General features: G+C 72.0%; 16 protein-coding genes. 7 read left to right on the top strand and 9 right to left on the bottom strand.

The window, feature by feature from the left end:
• Positions 1-17 precede the first annotated feature (17 nt).
• The 3 genes from ABT116_RS17505 to ABT116_RS17495 form a co-directional block, all read right to left on the bottom strand.
• On the bottom strand, positions 18-488 hold the full coding sequence (locus ABT116_RS17505; RefSeq protein WP_351633931.1) for a DUF5709 domain-containing protein: 471 nt from the start codon (positions 486-488) through the stop codon (positions 18-20).
• Positions 489-699: 211 nt separating this feature from the next.
• Complete coding sequence (locus ABT116_RS17500) at positions 700-2481, bottom strand: ABC transporter ATP-binding protein (RefSeq protein ID WP_351633929.1); 1782 nt, start codon at positions 2479-2481, stop codon at positions 700-702.
• Positions 2478-4283: an ABC transporter transmembrane domain-containing protein gene (locus tag ABT116_RS17495; protein ID WP_351633926.1), complete on the bottom strand. Its 1806-nt coding sequence runs from the start codon at positions 4281-4283 to the stop codon at positions 2478-2480. Before ABT116_RS17495 ends, ABT116_RS17500 begins: the two co-directional genes overlap by 4 nt.
• A gap of 236 nt (positions 4284-4519) precedes the next feature.
• On the opposite strand from ABT116_RS17495, the gene ABT116_RS17490 reads away from it, so the two are divergent.
• From ABT116_RS17490 to ABT116_RS17480, 3 genes are all read left to right on the top strand, one after another.
• A complete protein-coding gene (locus ABT116_RS17490; protein ID WP_502983886.1) occupies positions 4520-5260 on the top strand; it encodes a hypothetical protein in 741 nt (246 codons plus the stop codon).
• A 42-nt stretch (positions 5261-5302) separates the two neighbouring features.
• The gene (locus ABT116_RS17485) at positions 5303-6907 is read left to right on the top strand and encodes a peptide-N4-asparagine amidase (protein WP_351633920.1); all 1605 of its coding nucleotides are present in this window, start codon (positions 5303-5305) and stop codon (positions 6905-6907) included.
• 174 nt (positions 6908-7081) lie between these two features.
• On the top strand, positions 7082-8542 hold the full coding sequence (locus tag ABT116_RS17480) for a cation:dicarboxylate symporter family transporter (RefSeq protein WP_351633917.1): 1461 nt from the start codon (positions 7082-7084) through the stop codon (positions 8540-8542).
• Positions 8543-8703: 161 nt separating this feature from the next.
• Here ABT116_RS17480 and ABT116_RS17475 read toward each other — a convergent pair whose 3' ends face one another.
• Entirely contained in the window at positions 8704-9153 is a 450-nt protein-coding gene (locus ABT116_RS17475; protein WP_351633915.1) for a MarR family winged helix-turn-helix transcriptional regulator, read from the bottom strand.
• An 86-nt stretch (positions 9154-9239) separates the two neighbouring features.
• On the opposite strand from ABT116_RS17475, the gene ABT116_RS17470 reads away from it, so the two are divergent.
• Both ABT116_RS17470 and mltG read left to right on the top strand, forming a co-directional pair.
• A complete protein-coding gene (locus ABT116_RS17470; RefSeq protein WP_351633913.1) occupies positions 9240-11042 on the top strand; it encodes an ABC transporter ATP-binding protein in 1803 nt (600 codons plus the stop codon).
• A gap of 43 nt (positions 11043-11085) precedes the next feature.
• Positions 11086-11937, top strand: a complete 852-nt coding sequence (gene mltG / locus ABT116_RS17465) for an endolytic transglycosylase MltG (protein ID WP_351633910.1) — start codon at positions 11086-11088, stop codon at positions 11935-11937.
• Between the two features lie 22 nt (positions 11938-11959).
• Here mltG and ABT116_RS17460 read toward each other — a convergent pair whose 3' ends face one another.
• The 5 genes from ABT116_RS17460 to ABT116_RS17440 form a co-directional block, all read right to left on the bottom strand.
• Entirely contained in the window at positions 11960-13036 is a 1077-nt protein-coding gene (locus ABT116_RS17460) for an NAD(P)-binding domain-containing protein (protein WP_351633907.1), read from the bottom strand.
• Between the two features lie 95 nt (positions 13037-13131).
• A complete protein-coding gene (locus ABT116_RS17455; RefSeq protein WP_351633904.1) occupies positions 13132-14163 on the bottom strand; it encodes an ABC transporter substrate-binding protein in 1032 nt (343 codons plus the stop codon).
• 54 nt (positions 14164-14217) lie between these two features.
• Entirely contained in the window at positions 14218-14958 is a 741-nt protein-coding gene (locus ABT116_RS17450) for an ABC transporter ATP-binding protein (protein WP_351633902.1), read from the bottom strand.
• The gene (locus tag ABT116_RS17445; protein ID WP_351633899.1) at positions 14931-15800 is read right to left on the bottom strand and encodes an ABC transporter permease; all 870 of its coding nucleotides are present in this window, start codon (positions 15798-15800) and stop codon (positions 14931-14933) included. Before ABT116_RS17445 ends, ABT116_RS17450 begins: the two co-directional genes overlap by 28 nt.
• Before the next feature lie 127 nt (positions 15801-15927).
• Positions 15928-16011, bottom strand: coding sequence for a putative leader peptide (locus tag ABT116_RS17440; RefSeq protein WP_349817350.1), 84 nt, complete (start codon positions 16009-16011; stop codon positions 15928-15930).
• Positions 16012-16133: 122 nt separating this feature from the next.
• Here ABT116_RS17440 and ABT116_RS17435 point away from each other — a divergent pair, with 122 nt between their 5' ends.
• Both ABT116_RS17435 and ABT116_RS17430 read left to right on the top strand, forming a co-directional pair.
• Complete coding sequence (locus ABT116_RS17435) at positions 16134-16556, top strand: YjbQ family protein (protein ID WP_351633896.1); 423 nt, start codon at positions 16134-16136, stop codon at positions 16554-16556.
• A gap of 144 nt (positions 16557-16700) precedes the next feature.
• Positions 16701-18026 (top strand): sigma-54-dependent transcriptional regulator family protein (locus tag ABT116_RS17430; RefSeq protein WP_502983885.1); only part of this gene is annotated, 1326 nt, incomplete at its 3' end.

Raw genomic sequence — 18026 nt, 5'->3', positions numbered from 1 at the left:
TCGGGACGGTTCTGCGATCAGCCGGACAGGGTGTCCTCGTCGACGATGTGCACGGCGGCCTCCTCGGCCGACGCGGCGGCGCCGTCGATGCCCACGTCCATGGCGACCAGTGCCTCCTCCTCGTCCTCGTGGGCGCCCTCGTCGGGTGCCACGAGCCGGCCGGAGCGCTCGGCGCCGACCTCGTTGTCCAGGAGTTCCCCGTCGGTGCCCGCGCAGTCCCCGAGGCCGTCGCCGGCCGGGGCGGCGGTCTCCGGCAGCTCCTCGGAGAGCCGCTGGTCCAGCGTCTCGCCCCGCTGCCGCTCGGCCGCCGTCACCCCGAGGTGCTCGACGGCCCAGGGCCGCTCGGGAGGGGACCAGCCCCGGTCCAGGGGATCGTCGACGCCGTCGTACTCCAGGGTGTCCTCGGCGTCGAGCAGCCCCGTGTCCTCCCTCTGCTCGTCCTGGTCCGGCTGGTAGACGTCGTCTCCCCAGCCGTCGGAGCTGTTCACGGGTACCTCCAGGGGGTGGGACGGGCCCGTTCTCACGGGACCCGTGCCGGGCCGCCGCCGCACGGAGCACTGACGCCGCCCGAACCACTGGTTCCCGGGCGTTCCCCGAGCCGGTGCCTGATTCCAGCCTTCCACCCAGGTTCGGCACCGCGCAACGCCAAGGACGCGGCCGCCCCCCGAGGGGAGCGCGCCGCCTGGCACGACGAGGTGCTCAGCCGTGCCACGACCTCCACAGCGCCGCATACGCCCCGTCCGCCGCGACCAGCTCCTCGTGGCTGCCCAGCTCGCTGATCCGGCCGTTCTCGACGACGGCGATCACGTCGGCGTCGTGGGCCGTGTGCAGCCGGTGGGCGATGGCGACGACGGTGCGGCCGTCGAGGACCCGGGCCAGGGACCGCTCCAGGTTGCGGGCGGCGCGCGGGTCGAGGAGGGAGGTCGCCTCGTCCAGGACCAGCGTGTGCGGGTCGGCCAGCACCAGGCGGGCGAGCGCGATCTGCTGGGCCTGGGCCGGGGTGAGCGCCAGACCGCCCGAGCCGACCTCGGTGTCCAGGCCGTCCTCCAGCGCACGGGCCCAGCCGTCGGCGTCGACCGCGCCCAGCGCCGCCCACAGCTCGGCGTCGACCGCGCCGGTCCGCGCGAGCCGCAGGTTGTCGCGCAGGGAGCCCACGAAGACGTGGTGCTCCTGGTTGACCAGGGCCACGTGGGAGCGGACGTGCTCGGCGGGCATCCGCGACAGCTCGGCGCTGCCCAGGGTGATCCGGCCGTCCCGGGGCGCGTAGATCCCGGCGAGCAGCCGGCCCAGCGTGGACTTGCCCGCGCCCGAGGGGCCGACCAGGGCCAGCCGGGTGCCGGGGGCGACCTCCAGGGACACCTTGCGCAGGACGTCCACGCCCTCCAGGTAGCCGAAGTGCACCCGGTCGGCGTGCACATGGCGTCCCTCGGGAGCCACGGTCGGATCCCCGGCTTCCGGCTCGATGTCCCGGACCCCGACGAGCCGGGCCAGCGACACCTGGGCCACCTGCAGCTCGTCGTACCAGCGCAGGATCATGCCCACCGGGTCGACCAGCATCTGGGCGATCAGCGCGCCGGTCGTCAGCTGGCCGACGTCGATCCACCCGTGGAGGGCGAACACACCGCCGATCATCAGGACCGACGCGAGCACGGTCACGTGGGTGACGTTGATGACCGGGAAGAGCACCGACCGCAGCCAGAGCGTGTACCGCTCCCAGGCCGTCCACTCCCGGATCCGGCGCTCCGACAGCGCGACGCGGCGCTCGCCCAGGCGGTGGGCCTCGACGGTGCGCCCGGCGTCCACGGTCTCCGCGAGCGCGGCGGCCACGGCGGCGTACCCGGCGGCCTCGGAACGGTAGGCCGAGGCGGCCCGCCGGAAGTACCAGCGGCAGCCGACGATCAGCAGCGGCAGGGCCAGCAGCACGGCGAGTGCCAGCGGCGGCGCCGTGATCACCAGCCCGCCCATCAGCAGGACCACCCACACCACGCCGATCGACAGCTGCGGTACGGCCTCGCGCATGGCGTTGCCCAGGCGGTCGATGTCCGTCGTGATGCGCGACAGCAGGTCGCCGGTCCCGGCCCGCTCCAGCACTCCGGGCGGCAGTCCGACCGACCGGACGAGGAAGTCCTCGCGCAGGTCGGCCAGCATCCGCTCACCCAGCATCGCGCCGCGCAGCCGCACCTGCCGGACGAACACGGCCTGGACGGCCAGCGCGGCCACGAACAACCCGGCCGTCAACTCCAGCCGCAGGTTCTCCGCCCCGTCGGACACCCGCTCCACCAGTCCGCCCAGCAGCCAGGGACCGGCCATCGAGGCGATCACGGCGGCCGTGTTGACGGCGACCAGCAACAGGAACGCCCGCCGGTGCCGGCGCAGCAGTTCGGCCACGTAGGCGCGGACGGTCTCGGGGGCGCCGACCGGCAGGGTGTTCGCCGTGGTGGGGGCCGCCGGGTCGTACGCCGGTGGCGCGACGCCGATCATGCCTTCTCCTCGATCTCTTCCAGTTCCTGCAGTACGTCCTTCAGAGCGACGGAGCCGCTCAGTGCGGCCTCGTCGTCCGTCTCGCGGGTGACCACCGCCCGGTAGCGGGGCTCGGTACGCACCAGCTCACGGTGGGCGCCGACCGCCACGGCCTCGCCGTCGTGCAGGAACACCACCCGGTCGGCGCGGTCCAGCAGCAGCGGGGAGGAGGTGAACACCACGGTCGTGCGCCCCGCGCGCAACTCCCGCACGCCCTGCGCGATCCGGGCCTCGGTGTGCGAGTCGACGGCCGAGGTCGGCTCGTCAAGGACGAGCGCCTCCGGGTCCGTGACCAGCGACCGGGCGAGCGCGAGCCGCTGGCGCTGCCCGCCGGACAGGGACCGGCCGCGTTCGGTGATCCGGGCGTCCATCGGGTCGGCCGCGTCCAGCGAGCCCTGCACGAGGGCCGCCAGCACGTCGTCGCACTGCGCGGCGGCCAGCGCCTCCCGCGGTGCCACCGCACCCGACGCGGGCACGTCGAGCAGCTCGCGCAGCGTGCCGGACAGCAGCACCGGGTCCTTGTCCTGGACGAGGACGGCCGTACGGGCGCTGTCCAGCGGGAGTTCGTCGAGCGGCACCCCGCCCAGCAGCACCGAGGTGCCCTCCTGGGACGGGTGCCCGCCCAGTCGCTCCGCCAGCAGACCCGCGGCGTCCGGGTCGCCGCACACCACGGCCGTGAGCCGGCCGGCGGGCGCGAGCAGCCCGGTCTCCGGGTCGTACAGGTCGCCTGAGGGGACCTCGGCCGCGCGTGATCCGGCGGTGTCCGTGGGCCGCTGGAGCGACAGCACTCCCGCGGCCCGTTTGGCGGACGGCCGGGAGAAGGAGTACGCCATGGCGATCTCCTCGAAGTGCCGCAGCGGATAGGTCAGGACCATGACCGAGCTGTAGACGGTGACCAGTTCGCCGACGGTGATCCGGCCCTCGCGCGCCAGCCCCACGCCGTACCAGATGACGGCGATGAGCAGCAGCCCGGGCAGCAGGACCTGAATCGCGGAGATCAGGGACCACATCCGGGCGCTGCGCACGGCAGCGTGGCGGACCTCCTGGGACGCGCTGCGGTAGCGGTCGAGGAACAGCTCCTCGCCGCCGATGCCGCGCAGCACCCGAAGACCGGCGACGGTGTCGGAGGCCAGTTCGGTGGCACGTCCGGCCTTCTCGCGCTGGGTGTCGGCACGCCGGGTGGCGCGGGGCAGCAGCGGCAGCACGGCGAGCGCCAGCGCGGGCAGCCCCAAGGCGACGACCACGCCGAGCGCCGGCTGGTAGACGAGCAGGCCGACGCAGACCAGGACGACGGTAACCAGGGCCGCGGTGAAGCGGGACAGGGCCTCGACGAACCAGCCGATCTTCTCGACGTCACCCGTCGACACGGCCACCACTTCACCGGCCGCGACCCGCCGGGTCAGCGCCGAGCCCAGATGGGCGGCCTTGCGGGCGAGCAGTTGCTGGACGCGCGCGGCCGCCGTGATCCAGTTGGTGATCGCGGTGCGGTGCAGGTAGGTGTCGCCGACCGCGTTGCCGACGCAGGCCAGGGCCAGCAGGCCGCCCGCCAGGGCCAGCCGGGTGCCGGAGCGGTCGACGACGGCCTGTACGGCCACCCCGACACAGAACGGCAGCGCGGCGACGGAGGCGAAGTGCAGCAGCCCCCAGCTCAGCGACTTGAGCTGACCGCCCAGCTGATTCCGGAAGAGCCACCACAGGAATCGGGGGCCCGAACGCGCGTCCGGGACGCCCGGGTCGGGGTACGGAAGGTCTTGAATCTGCATGACGTCCCAGTGGCTCGTGTCAGGGGGGATGAGGGTCCGGCCGGAGGCAGCAAACCGTGACAGGTTCGCCTCGCCGCGTGGTCGCGGGCAACAGGTTTTCCGTCCACCGAACGGAACCGGCCGTCCGCGGTGCGCAGTCGTCCGACCACCGGCCGTCCGCCGTGCGCAGCCGGCCGACCACCTGCTGTCCGGGCCTCGGTCCGCCGTCGCCCGGGACGCGGTGCGACCATGGAGCGATGCACAGTGGTGGCGTACGAGGTGTACGACGAGCGGTGGCCGCGACGGCGGTCCTCGCCTCTTTCCTGACGGCTCTGTCCGGCTGCGGCGACGCGGAGGGAAGCAGGGGAACGGGAGCCACAGGCCGGGCGGCCAGCACCCACGCGGCCACGGCCGCCCCGACACGCATCCCCGGTGTCGGCGACGGGCTCCAGCGGCGGATCCCCTCCGACTCCCGCCAGGTCGTCGCGGTCTATGGCGAGGGGAAGGACTCCGCCGACTCCACGGTCGTGCTCTACACCAAGCACGGCACCACCTGGCAGCGGGAGCGCGGTTGGGCCGGGCACAACGGCAAGAAGGGCTGGACGACCGACCACCACGAGGACGACGACCGCAGCCCCGTGGGCGTGTTCACCCTCAGCGACGCGGGCGGTGTGCTGCCGGACCCGGGCTCCGAGCTCCCGTACACCCGGTCCGCCGCCTTCGCCGCGCCCCGCTGGTGGGCCAAGTCGTACTGGCACGACTTCGACTACGTCATCGCCATCGACTACAACCGCGTCAAGGGCACCCCGCCGAACGACCAGACCCGCCCCGAAGGCGAGAAGAAGGGCGGCGGGATCTGGCTGCACATGGACCACGGCAGCGGTACGTCGGCCTGCGTGAGCGTGCCCGAGCGGGCGATGCGGTACCTGCTGCGCACGCTCGACCCCCGACAGCGTCCCGTCGTGGTGATGGGGGACAGGGCGGACCTGGCGGCCTAGTCCTCATTGCGCGGGTGGCCAACTCCCCGTAGAACACCGCCCATGAAGAGACAGATCGTCATGTCCATGCTCGCAGGGGCGACCCTCCTGGCGGGCACCCTCCTCGGCACCGCTCCCGCCGGGGCGGCGGACGTCCCGGCCGGCGCGGCCGGTGTCCCCGCGGAGTTCGGCACCGACTGGCACGACCCGGTCACGGCCGCGCCGCCCGTCGCGAAGCCCGCCGGAAAGTCCTGCGAAGTCACCCTCGCCCAGGCGCAGTTCCGGGACTTCACCCCGTACCGCGGCACCTACACCCCGCCCGGCGGCTGTGGCGACCGCTGGAGCAAGGTGGTGCTGCGGCTCGACGGCAAGGTCAAGGGGCGCCAGTACGACCGGCTCGGCTACCTCCACGTCGGCGGCGTCGAGATCTTCCGGACGTCGACTCCGCAGCCCTCACCCGACGGCATCGAGTGGTCCGTGGAGAAGGACGTCACGCGTTACAGCGACACCTTCCGCACGAGCCGGGACGTCGAGATGCTCATCGGGAACGTCGTCGACGACACCTACACGGGCGTCCTCGACGTCAAGGTCACGCTGACGTTCCACCAGGGCCGCCCCGATCCGAAGAGCCCCGACCGGGTCCTCACCCTCGACGGCGGCTCGGCCCTCACCACCCCCCGCAACAGTGAGCGCATCCTCGCCGAGGTGTACGCGACCGGGTCCGGCGGCGGCTGCGAGGAGTACTGGTACCTGACGGTGCCCGAACCGGCGCCCTACTCCTGCAAGGCCGGCCAAGGCCCTTACCGCGAGGTGCAGATCAGCGTCGACGGCCGGCTGGCCGGCATCGCCACCCCGTTCCCGACGGTGTGGACAGGGGGCTGGTCCAACCCGTTCCTCTGGTACGTGATCCCGGGTCCGCGTGCCTTCGACATCAAGCCGATCACCTACGACCTCACCCCCTTCGCCGGGATCCTCAACGACGGCCGCCCGCACCGCGTCGAGGTCTCGGTGGCCGGCGTGCCCGAGGGACAGAGCGGCTGGAGCACGCCCGTGAACGTCCTCGTCTGGCAGGACGAGCAGCGCGAGCGGGTCACCGGGAAGCTCACCGCGCACACGGCGGAAGACCTCACCAACTCATCTGTTTATACACCGGGTTCGGAGCACCGGGTGGACACCGAGGGTGCCCACCGGCTGACCGTCGGCGGCTACGTCGACACGTCGCACGGCCGCGTCAGGACCACCGTCAGCCGCGCGCTGACCGGTACCTCCGTGCACCGCTGGACCGACGGCGAGACGCGTGACGCTCTCGAGGCCACCTGGACCGACGAGGAGTCGGTGACCGTGGGCGCACGCACCACGCGTACCCACCGCGGCTACACCATGGACGGCACGACCACCCTCGGCGCGGGCGACCGCCTGCGCACGGTGCTGACGCTCGGCGACCGCGCCACGGTCGTCGGGACGAACGGCGGGCGGCGCACCGTGTGGTCACAGCTCGACGACTCCTACACGGGAGACGCGACCTACACGGTGAATGTGCCGCGCGACCAGCGCCACGCTGTGGGCACCACGAGCGAGCGCTACCGGCTGTACGGCTCGGACGGCTGTTACGACCGCACCCTGACCGCCGTGCAGGGGGTGCTCACGGAGGACCGCAGCCGGTGCTGAGGGGAGCGATGGGGTGCGTGTGATCCGCATCACTTAGGGCGCTTTTACTTGGCCGAAACGTTGCCGTCTTGTGCGCGATCAAGACAGCCTCCAGAGTGTTCGGAAACGGAAGCCGCTTTCCGTATCACAGAAGTCCCCTCCGGCTTCTGTGCGCCCCGTCCCCTAGGAGGCTTCGTGCCGCCGTCTGTACCGTCCCTCTCGCGACGCGTCGCACGCACCCTACGTACCTCGCTTTTCGCGCAGGTTTCCTGCGCGCTCGTCCTCGGAATCGTCGTCGGAAAGCTGTGGCCGGACACGGCCACGGCTCTCCAGCCGCTCGGCGACGGTTTCACCCGGCTCATCAAGACGGTGATCTCGCCGCTGGTGTTCTGCGTGGTCGTCGTCGGCATCGCCAAGGCCGGTGACCTGAAGGCCTTCGGCCGGATCGGGGTGAAGGCCCTCATCTGGTTCGAGATCGCCTCCACGGCCGCCCTGGTCATCGGCCTTGTCGCCGCCAACGTCGGCGGCCCCGGCAAGGGCATGAACGTCGACCCCTCCTCGCTGAACACCGCGGCGGTCGACGAGACGACGGGCGGTGGTCATCTGCCCACGACGACCGAGTTCGTCCTGAACGCGCTGCCCCAGAGTTTCGTCGGCGCCTTCGCGGAGAACGAGCTGCTCCAAGTCCTCATTCTTGCCTGCCTGGTGGGTGCCGCGCTGCTGCACCTCGGGCATACGAAGGTGCCGAAGATCCTGCCCGCGATCGAGCAGGCCCAGGAGATCGTCTTCGCGGTCGTCGGCTTCATCATGCGGCTGGCCCCGCTCGCGGTGTTCGGCGCGATGGCCCACCTGGTCGGCAACTACGGCCTGGGTGTGATGAGGACGTACGCCAAGCTCATCGTGCTCTGCTACGTGGCCGCGGCGCTGTTCGTCGTGCTGCTCGCCGTCGCCCTGAAGGCCGTCACCGGGCTCAGCCTCTGGAAGTTCCTGCGCTACATCCGCGAGGAGATGCTGCTCGCGCTCGGCACCGCGTCCACCGAGTCGGTGATGCCCCGCGTCATGCAGAAGCTGCGCCGGGCCGGCGCCCGCGACGACGCCGTGGGGCTGGTGCTCCCCACCGGCTACTCCTTCAACCTCGACGGTGCCTCGCTGTACCTGTCCATCGGCACGCTGTTCATCGCCCAGGCGGTGGGTGTGGACCTCAGCCTCGGCCAGCAGATCACGGTGGTGCTGGTGCTGATGCTGACCAGCAAGGGCATGGCGGGCATTCCGGGTTCGGCGTTCCTCGCGCTGTCCGCGACCGCCTCGTCCCTCGGGGCGATCCCCGCCGGGGCCGTCGCGCTGCTGCTCGGCGTGGACCGCATCATGGACTCGATGCGCGTCGTCACCAACCTGCTCGGCAACTGCGTCGCCGTCTTCGCGGTGTCCCGCTGGGAGGGGGCCCTGGACACCGCTCGGGCGAAGAGGACGCTGGACGGGGAGGACGCCCCCACGCCGGACGACACCGGCAAGGGCGCCGGTGGCACGGAGGACGCCCCCGTGCCGGTCGGCACCGGGAAGGGCGCCGATGCCGAGGCCGGCATCGGGGCACCGGTGCCGGGCATCCCGGCCCAGAAGACCGAGGACCTCAAGGAGCCGGCTCCCGAAGCGGGTTGACCGCAACGGCAGCGGGCCGCGCCACCGCCCAGGCAGGACGAGCGGCGGCGCGGCCCGCTGCCGTACTCCTGCCGGCGGCTGGCTCAGCCGTGCTGTGCCCGCTGCCGTTCCCCCGCCGGTCGGCCGCGCCGCGCAGGTGTCCGCTGTCGTGGTTCTGCCCGTCAGCAGGGCTGCGTCGGCGTCCCGTCGATCAGCGTGTCCAACAACCCCCCGAGCGCCTCTCGCTGACCCTCCGTCAGCGGCGCGAGGATCTCCTCGGCGGCCGACCTGCGCGCCGCCCGCAGCTCGCGCAGCGCGCCCCGGCCGTCGTCCGTCAGCTCGATGCGGATCACCCGCCGGTTCGCCGGGTCCGGGACCCGCCGCACCTTGCCGCTCGCCTCCAGGCCGTCGACCAGCGTCGTCACGGCCCGCGGCACCACCTCCAGGCGCTCGGCCAGGTCGGCCATGCGCGGCGGCGAGCCCCAGTGCGCGAGCGTGCGCAGCAGCCGGGACTGGGCCGGGGTGATGCCGAGCTCCCGGTGCTCCAGATGGCGCTTCTGGATGCGATGTACCCGGCGGGTGAGCCGCAGCAACTGCTCGGCGAGCAGACCGTCGGGATCGGACGTGGTCATGCGGGAACATTATCAGGATGCCGTTCATTGTGAGTATAGGTAACAATGAGCTGTGATCCGATCCGCCGCATCCCTCGTAGGAGCCCATGCATCCCGACCGTGAAGCCCCCTGGACCCCGTCGGCCGACTCCAAGGAGCAGCCCCGGCAGGTCCGCCGCATCCTCGGCCTCTTCCGCCCCTACCGGGGGCGTCTCGCGATCGTCGGCCTGCTGGTCGGCGCCGCGTCCCTGGTCTCGGTCGCCACGCCCTTCCTGCTGAAGGAGATCCTGGACGTCGCGATCCCCGAGGGGCGCACGGGCCTGCTCAGTCTGCTCGCCCTCGGCATGATCCTGAGCGCCGTCCTCACCAGCGTCTTCGGAGTTCTCCAGACTCTGATCTCCACGACGGTCGGCCAGCGCGTCATGCACGACCTGCGCACCGCCGTCTACGGCCGGCTCCAGCGCATGTCCCTCGCCTTCTTCACCCGCACCCGCACGGGCGAGGTGCAGTCCCGCATCGCCAACGACATCGGCGGCATGCAGGCCACCGTCACCTCCACCGCGACCTCGCTGGTCTCCAACGTCACCAGCGTGGTCGCCACGATCGTCGCGATGATCGCCCTCGACTGGCGCCTGACGGTCGTCTCGCTGCTGTTGCTGCCGGTGTTCGTGTGGATCAGCCGCCGTGTCGGCAACGAACGCCGGAAGATCACCACCCAGCGCCAGAAGCAGATGGCCGCCATGGCCGCCACCGTCACCGAGTCGCTCTCCGTCAGCGGCATCCTGCTCGGCCGCACGATGGGCCGCTCCGACTCGCTGACGAAGTCCTTCGCCGACGAGTCCGAGGAGCTCGTCGACCTGGAGGTGCGGTCGAACATGGCCGGCCGGTGGCGCATGGCCGTCATCACGATCGTCATGGCCGCCCTGCCCGCCGTCATCTACTGGACCGCCGGCATGGCCCTCCAGCTGGGCGGCCCCGCGGTCTCCATCGGCACCATCGTCGCCTTCGTCTCGCTCCAGCAGGGCCTGTTCCGCCCGGCCGTGAGCCTGCTGTCGACCGGGGTGCAGATCCAGACCTCGCTCGCCCTGTTCCAGCGCATCTTCGAGTACCTCGACCTGCCGATCGACATCACCGAACGCCCCGACCCGGTCCGCCTCGACCGCATCAAGGGCGAGGTCCGCTTCGAGAACGTCTCCTTCGGCTACGACGACAAGGGCGGCCCGGTTCTCGACGGCATCGACCTCACCGTCCCGGCCGGCGGCAGCCTCGCCGTCGTGGGCCCCACCGGTGCCGGCAAGTCCACCCTCGGCTACCTCGTGCCCCGGCTCTACGACGTCACCGGCGGCCGCGTCACCCTCGACGGGACCGACGTCCGCGACCTCGACTTCGACACCCTGGCGCGCGCGGTCGGCGTCGTCTCGCAGGAGACGTACCTCTTCCACGCCTCGGTCGCCGACAACCTGCGCTTCGCCAAGCCCGACGCCACCGACGAGGAGCTCCACCAGGCGGCGAAGGCGGCGCAGATCCACGACCACATCGCGGCCCTGCCCGACGGCTACGACACCGTCGTCGGCGAGCGCGGTCACCGCTTCTCCGGCGGTGAGAAGCAGCGGCTGGCCATCGCCCGCACCATCCTGCGCGACCCGCCGGTCCTCATCCTCGACGAGGCCACCAGCGCGCTGGACACCCGGACCGAGGCGGCCGTCCAGGACGCCATCGACGCACTGTCGGCCGACCGCACCACCCTCACCATCGCCCACCGGCTCTCGACCGTCCGGGGGGCCGATCAGATCGTGGTCCTCGACTCGGGCCGCGCGGTCGAACGCGGTACGCACGAGGACCTCATGGAGGAGGGCGGCCGGTACGCGGCACTGGTACGCCGGGACGCCCAACTGGAACCGACAAGATGAAAATATGCCGGGTTTATGACGATATGCGGGTTACCGTGCCCGCATGGAGAAGAACACTCCGCCACGGAGCACGATTCGACTGACGCGCCGGGGCCGCATCGTCCTCGTCGCGGCCGGAGCCGTCGTGGTCGGTACCGCCGTGGCGGTGCCGCTGCTGACCCTGGGGACCGGGACCGAGGAGGAGAGCCGGCCCACGACCCTGGCCATCCCGGAGGGCTGGCGCGCGAGCCAGGTCTACGCGGCCGTCGACAAGGCCCTCGCCCTGCCTGTCGGCAGTACGAGGAAGTCGCTGGACAAGGCCGCGCTGAAGCTGCCCAACGACGCCGAGGGCAATCCGGAGGGCTACCTCTTCCCGGCCACGTATCCGCTCCGCGAGAAGACCACTCCGGACCAGCTCCTCGCGCTCATGGTCGACACCGCGAACGAGAAGTTCAACGGTGCGCCCATCGCCGCCGGGGCGCAGCGCAACGCCATGAACGTGTATCAGGCCGTCACCATCGCGAGCCTCGTCCAGGCGGAGGCCGCCACCAGGGCCGACATGGGGAAGGTGGCCCGGGTCATCTTCAACCGCCTCGAACGCGGTATGCCCCTGCAGATGGACTCCACCATCAACTACGCCCTCAATCGCTCCACCCTCCGTATGTCGGAGAGCGACACCCGGATCGAGAGCCCCTACAACTCCTACCAGCGCATGGGCCTGCCGCCCACGCCGATCGGCAGCCCGGGCGAGGAGGCGATGCGTGCGGCCGTCAATCCCACCGCGGGTGACTGGCTGTACTTCGTCACCGTCCGGCCGGGCGACACCCGGTTCACGGCGGACTACCGGCAACACCAGCGCAACGTCGCGGAGTTCAACGCGCAGAGCAACAAGAGCAAGGCCCCGGCTGTCGGGTGACAGCCCCGTGGCCCCGTCGGCGTCACGCCGCGGCAGGCTCGCGCTCCAGCAGTCGCCTGATGTCCCGCACGGCCGCGCGTCCGGCCCGGTTGGCTCCGATGGTGCTGGCCGAAGGGCCGTAGCCGACGAGGTGGATGCGGGGGTCGGCGGCCGCGTGCGTGCCTTGCATGCGGATGCCGCCGCCGGGGGCGCGCAGCCGGAGCGGCGCGAGGTGGTCGATGGCGGCGCGGAAGCCGGTGGCCCAGAGGATGACGTCGGCGTCGAGGTGGCGCCCGTCGGCCCACTCCACACCGGTGGGGGTGATCCGGTCGAACATCGGCTGCCGGTCGAGCACCCCGTCGTCGATGCCCTGCCGGATCGCGTCGTTGAGCGGCAGCCCGGTGACCGAGACGACACTGCGGGGCGGCAGCCCCTGCCGTACCCGCTCCTCGACGAGCGCCACGGCCGCGCGGCCCGCGTCCTCGTCGAAAGGCCCTTCCCGGAAGACGGGCGGGCGCCGCGTGACCCAGGTGGTGGCCGACGCGTACGTGGCGATCTCCAGCAGGTGCTGGGTGCCCGAGGCGCCGCCGCCCACCACCACGACCCGCTGCCCGGCGAACGACTCGGGCCCGGGGTACTGCGCGGTGTGCAACTGCCGCCCCCGGAAAGTCTCCTGGCCCGGATAGCGCGGCCAGAACGGCCGGTCCCAGGTGCCGGTCGCGTTGATCAGAGCCCGCGCCGCCCATACGCCGTCCGAGGTCTCCACGAGCAGCCGTCCGCCCGGCCCTTCGCGCACGGCCCGTACGTCCACCGGGCGCCTGACCCGCAGGTCGAAGGTCCGCTCGTAGCGGTCGAAGTACGCGCCGATCACCTCGGCCGACGGCCGTGACGGGTCCGCGTCCGTGAGCTCCATGCCCGGCAGCGCGTGCATTCCGTGCACCTTGCCGTACGTCAGCGACGGCCAGCGGAACTGCCAGGCACCGCCGGGACTGGGGGAGTGGTCCAGCACGACGAAGTCGCGGTCCGGCTCGAAACCGGATCGCCGCAGGTGATAGGCACCGGCCAGACCGGCCTGACCTGCGCCGATGACGACCACCTCGACCTCGCGTGTGTTGTTCACATTTCTACTAACCGCGGCGGGGCGGTGGATCTTCCCGCCGAGGACATGACGCGCGTGGTCCCCCGCCCGGTGGCGGGGGACCACGTACGTCAGCCTCACGAACCGGTGGAAGGACGCGCCCGGGTCGTCGACGGCGGCAGGCCGCCGTCGAAGCGCGTGTCCGTGAACTCGGCGAAGTCCACCTTGCGCGGGATGAGCTTCAACGCCGTGAAGGTGTCGGCGATCTCCTGCTCGGAGGCGATCAGCGGCTTGTCGACGGCGACCGCGATCCGGGTCGCGTAGGTGCGCTTCACCGCGGCCAGCGCCACGTCCTTCGGGAGCCCGGTGTCCTCGGCCCAGACCTTCGCCCACTCCTCCTCGTGGTCGTACACCCAGGTGTAGGCGCGCCGCAGCCGCTCCAGGTAGTCCTTGAGGGCGGCGGCCTTCTTCCTGTCCTTCAGGGCGGCCGGGGCCGCGACCTGGAAGGTGTGCCCGTTGGTCACGCCGTCGCCGTCGGTCAGCACCCGCCCCTGCTTGCCCTGGAGGATCTGTGAGGTGTACGGGTCCCACACCGCCCACGCGTCGACCTTGCCGGAGGTGAACGCGGCCAGGGCGTCGGCCGGCTGGAGGTACTTGACCTTGATGTCGCTCAGCTTCAACCCGGCCCTCTTCAGGGAGGCGACCAGCTGGAAGTGCGCGGAGGAACCCTGGGCGACGGCGACCGACCTGCCCTTGAGCTGCTCGGGACTCTTCAGGGGGGAGTCGTTCGGGACGAGGATGGTGTCGCCCTTGGACGTGCCGTGCCAGGCCGCCACCACCTTGATCTTCGAACCGGCACCGGCCGCGAAGACGGGCGGGGTGTTGCCCACGCCTCCGATGTCGACGGCCCCGGCGTTGATGGCCTCCAGCAGCGGTGGGCCGGAGGTGAACGTCGACCATTTGATCTTGTAGTCGAGGTTCTTCAGTTCCCCGGCGGCCCGCAGGATGGCCTCCGAACCGCCCTTCTGGTCACCGACGTCGAGCGTCACGGAGCCCTTGCCGTCGACGCGGCCGTCCGAGGTGCCGGCTGCCGAGGTGCCGCCGCAGGCGGTGAGCAGCAGGGCGAGGGGGAGGAGCAGGGCGGCGGGGGAGAGGCGTCGTCGTCGCATGGTGGTTCCGTTCGTGTTGGTCGTACGGGCGTACGGGCGGTACGCGGGCAGGGGTCAGGCGGCTTCGGCGGCCGTCGCCTCGACGCCGAGGCGTTCGAGGAGACCGGCGCGCAGGGCGGCGAAGCGGGGGTCGGTGATGTCGCGGGGGCGGTCCAGGTCGATGCGCTGCTCGTGGGCGATGACCCCGCGGTCCATCACCAGGACGCGGTCGGCGAGCAGTACGGCCTCCTCGACGTCATGGGTGACGAGGAGCACCGCGCAGCCGCGGCGCTGCCACAACTCGCCCACGAGGCGCTGGGCCTTGATCCGGGTGAGAGCGTCGAGCGCGCCGAACGGCTCGTCGAGCAGCAGCAGATCGGGCTCGCGCACCAATGCCCGGGCCAGGGAGGCGCGTTGGGCCTCGCCGCCGGAGAGGGTCTTGGGCCAGGCGTCCGTGCGGTGGCCGAGGCCGACCTCGTCCAGGGCCTGCTCGGCGACGGCGCGCTCGGGCTTGCCGGGCAGACCGAGCAGCACGTTGCGCCACACCTTCTTCCACGGCATCAGCCGCGGTGCCTGGAAGGCGACGGCCTTGCGGCGGGGCACCAGCACGGTGCCCTCGATGTCGCGGTCGAGCCCGGCGAGGATGCGCAGCAGCGTCGACTTCCCGCAGCCGCTGCGGCCGAGCAGGGCCACGAACTCGCCCGGCCGGACGTCCACTCGCAGGTCGTCGATGACGGCCCGGCCGTCGAAGGAACGGGTGAGGCCCTCGACGTGGACCGCCTGGGGGGTCACCGTCCGGTGAACGTCGGTCGCCATTGCAGCAGCACCCTTTCGAGAGAGCGGACGATGAAGTCGGCGAGCAGGCCGAGGAAGGCGTAGACGACGAGGCAGACCACGATCACGTCGGTCCGCAGGAAGTCCCGCGCCTGCACCATCAGGAACCCGATGCCGGAATCGGCGTTGACCTGCTCCGCGAAGACCAGGGCGAGCCAGGCGATGCCGAGCGAGTAGCGCAGGCCGGTCATGGCGCTCGGCAGGGCACCGGGCAGGACCACGTGCCGCACCAGTCCCCACCGCGACAGTCCGAGGGACTCGCCGGCTTCGATCAACTGGGCGTCCACCCCCCGGATTCCGGCGTAGACGTTGAGGTAGAGCGGGAAGGTCACGCCGAGCGTGATGATGGCGACCTTGGGGGCCTCGCCGATGCCGAACCAGATGATGAACAGCGGGATGAGCCCTACGAACGGCACGGTCCGCAGCATCTGCACGGGCGCGTCCACGAGGTCCTCGCCGATCCGGAACAGGCCCGAGAGCAGGGCGAGTCCGGTGCCGACGACCAGGCCGAGCAGCAGCCCGCCGGCGACCCGCTGGAGCGAGGTGCCCATGGCCGTGGGCAGTGAACCGTCGGCCAGCAGGTCTTTGCCGACCTGGGCGATCCGGCTGGGTGAGGCGAGCACGTCGGGGGGCAACGCGCCGGTGGTGCTGAGGAGTTGCCACAGCACCAGCAGCAGCACCGGGCCGGTGGTGCGGCGCAGCCAGCGCGGGACGCGGGCGCGGCGGGTGGAGGTGGGGACGAGGGGCTGGAGGTCGAGATCGGAAACCGATACAGGCGAAATATCGGGTTCCTCGGACACGGGCGGGGCATGACTGATGCTCATGAGTGATCCACGGGGGAGAGCGCGGGCCGGGGGAAACGCGCCTCACCGCCGCCGTGCCCGTGCGATCAGGAGCGATCGGCGGACAGGCGGAACGAAGGCGAGGAAGCCGGAAGAGAGGAGAAGGGCGTCAGCAGCCGCGGCGACACGCGGCGGAGGCCACCCGCAGCAGGTCGATGTGACCGCGCGTGGTGAGCAGGGCTGAACGCAACATGCGGCCGAACCTAGTCAGCTGGCATGCGCACGGTCAACGGCGTCTCGATCAGTGGGACATCCGTATCACCACCCGGCCGACGCGGCCCGCTGAAAGTCCGGCGCGTGCGTCAGGATGGGGGCATGTCAGATGTCTTCACCACCCGCGTCCTGAACGTCAGCACCGGTACCGCCGAGAGGGTCCTCGACATCACCGGCGACTGCGAGTCCTTCCTGCGTGAGGCGGCCGCCGGCCGGGACGGCCTTCTCAACGTCTTCGTGCCGCACGCGACGGCCGGCATCGCCGTCCTGGAGACCGGCGCCGGCAGCGACGACGACCTCCTGGCCGCGCTGCACAGCCTGCTGCCCGCCGACGACCGCTGGCAGCACCGGCACGGCAGCCCCGGCCACGGCCGCGACCACGTCCTGCCCGCCCTCGTCCCGCCCCACGCCACCCTTCCCGTGCTGGGCGGCCGGCTGGAGCTCGGCACCTGGCAGTCGGTGTGCCTGGTGGACACCAACAAGGACAACCCGGAACGGAAGGTGCGCTTGAGTTTCCTGGGGTGAGCACGGTCCCGCCGCCCCGGCTCCCGGCCGTGGGCCCCGCATGACCCCGGTGCGCCGTGACGCCCGCCCGTAATGCCCGTATCCTCATCATTGCCAGATTCTCTTCCGAGCAGCGGATTACCGCGGGCGCAAGTGAGGCGAAGCGTGGTTCGGTCCGGCGAGGAACCCAGGCCGGCGGGGCGTGCGACGGACGGCACGGGGCCCGCCAGTCTGCGCGAGCTGTTCCTTCAGGGCGAGCCCGTCGAGACGGGCGTGCGGGCGTCCATCCTGAACTCGTGGCGGCGCTCCCGGTCCCTGGGGCTGTCGCCGGACACGTCCGACCTGCCCTACCGGGAGGACTTCGACGCGGGCGGCCGTATCGTCCGGGCGGCCGTGCCGGTGCTCGACCGGCTGCAGTCAACGTTCGCCGGCAGCCAGGTCAACATCTCGGTCGCCGACGCGAACGGGACGGTCCTGTTGCGCCGCTTCGGGGACCCGTCGATGGCCCGGAGCCTGCCGGCCATCCAGGTCGTCCCGGGGTTCGTGTTCGCCGAGCAGGTCGCCGGCACCAACGGCATCGGACTGGCCCTGGCGGAACGGCAGCTCATCCGCGTCTACGGCGCCGAGCACTTCGCGCAGCGCTCCCAGCAGAGCGCCTGCGTCGCGATGCCCGTCCGGGACCCGCTCAGCGGGCGCATCGAGGGCGTCCTCTGCCTCGGCTATCCGCGCGGCTTCGAGCGGCCCGCACTGGGTGTCGCCATCCGCCGGGCGGCCGAGGGCATCGAGCGGCGGCTGCTGGGGCAGAGCTCCGCGCGCGAGCAGGCCCTGCTGCGGACGTACCTGGCCACCGGAGCCGAGACCGCCGGTCCGCACCACGGCATGGCGCTGGATGCGCTGGCGAACGAGTTCCACCCCCGTGACCAGGCGATCCTCCGGGAGAAGGCCGCCGAGCTGATCTCCGGTGCGCAGCGCGGCGCCACCGAGGTGACCCTGCCCGACGGCCGGCGGGTGACGCTGGTGAGCCGTCCGGTGACGAGCGGCTCCGGCGTGCGGGGTTTCGCCATCGAGGCCCTGCTGCCGGACTTCCCGGCGGGGGAGCCGCTCGTCATACCGCACCAGACGGACGAGCTGTCCGGCCTCGGCGCCCCCGCCGTCGCACTCTCCGCCGCGCGCCCGGCGCTCACCCTGCCGGCCGGGTACGTCACCGCATCCTCCCGCCCTGCCGTGACGCCCGACGGAGACGGCGGTACGGCGGGCCCTGGCGGCACCGACGGGCTCCGCGTCGCCACGGGCCCCGACAGAACCGTCCCGACGGACGGCGACCCGCCCTCCGCCGCGCCCGCCGCGGGGGACCATTCGCCGGGCACCGCGGGGCCTGCCGCGGGGGACCATTCGCCGAGCACCGCGGCCGTCGCCCGCACCCAGCAGGAGCTGACGGAGATCCTCACCACCGAGGCCTGGCGCGACGAGAGCGCGGCGAAGAACCGGGCC

Source organism: Streptomyces sp. NPDC002130 (assembly GCF_040296465.1).
Taxonomy (GTDB): Bacteria; Actinomycetota; Actinomycetes; order Streptomycetales; family Streptomycetaceae; genus Streptomyces.
The sequence above is the reverse complement of the archived record's forward strand: the minus strand, read 5'-3'. Positions and strand labels throughout refer to the sequence as shown.

Excerpts from the sequence above, each read along its gene's own strand:
- ABT116_RS17500 (WP_351633929.1), bottom strand. The coding sequence starts at position 2,481 with ATGATCGGCGTCGCGCCACCGGCGTACGACCCGGCGGCCCCCACCACG.
- ABT116_RS17495 (WP_351633926.1), bottom strand. The coding sequence starts at position 4,283 with ATGCAGATTCAAGACCTTCCGTACCCCGACCCGGGCGTCCCGGACGCG.
- ABT116_RS17490 (WP_502983886.1), top strand. The coding sequence starts at position 4,520 with ATGCACAGTGGTGGCGTACGAGGTGTACGACGAGCGGTGGCCGCGACG.
- ABT116_RS17485 (WP_351633920.1), top strand. The coding sequence starts at position 5,303 with ATGAAGAGACAGATCGTCATGTCCATGCTCGCAGGGGCGACCCTCCTG.
- ABT116_RS17475 (WP_351633915.1), bottom strand. The coding sequence starts at position 9,153 with ATGACCACGTCCGATCCCGACGGTCTGCTCGCCGAGCAGTTGCTGCGG.
- ABT116_RS17470 (WP_351633913.1), top strand. The coding sequence starts at position 9,240 with ATGCATCCCGACCGTGAAGCCCCCTGGACCCCGTCGGCCGACTCCAAG.
- mltG (WP_351633910.1), top strand. The coding sequence starts at position 11,086 with ATGGAGAAGAACACTCCGCCACGGAGCACGATTCGACTGACGCGCCGG.
- ABT116_RS17455 (WP_351633904.1), bottom strand. The coding sequence starts at position 14,163 with ATGCGACGACGACGCCTCTCCCCCGCCGCCCTGCTCCTCCCCCTCGCC.
- ABT116_RS17450 (WP_351633902.1), bottom strand. The coding sequence starts at position 14,958 with ATGGCGACCGACGTTCACCGGACGGTGACCCCCCAGGCGGTCCACGTC.
- ABT116_RS17445 (WP_351633899.1), bottom strand. The coding sequence starts at position 15,800 with ATGAGCATCAGTCATGCCCCGCCCGTGTCCGAGGAACCCGATATTTCG.
- ABT116_RS17440 (WP_349817350.1), bottom strand. The coding sequence starts at position 16,011 with ATGTTGCGTTCAGCCCTGCTCACCACGCGCGGTCACATCGACCTGCTG.
- ABT116_RS17435 (WP_351633896.1), top strand. The coding sequence starts at position 16,134 with ATGTCAGATGTCTTCACCACCCGCGTCCTGAACGTCAGCACCGGTACC.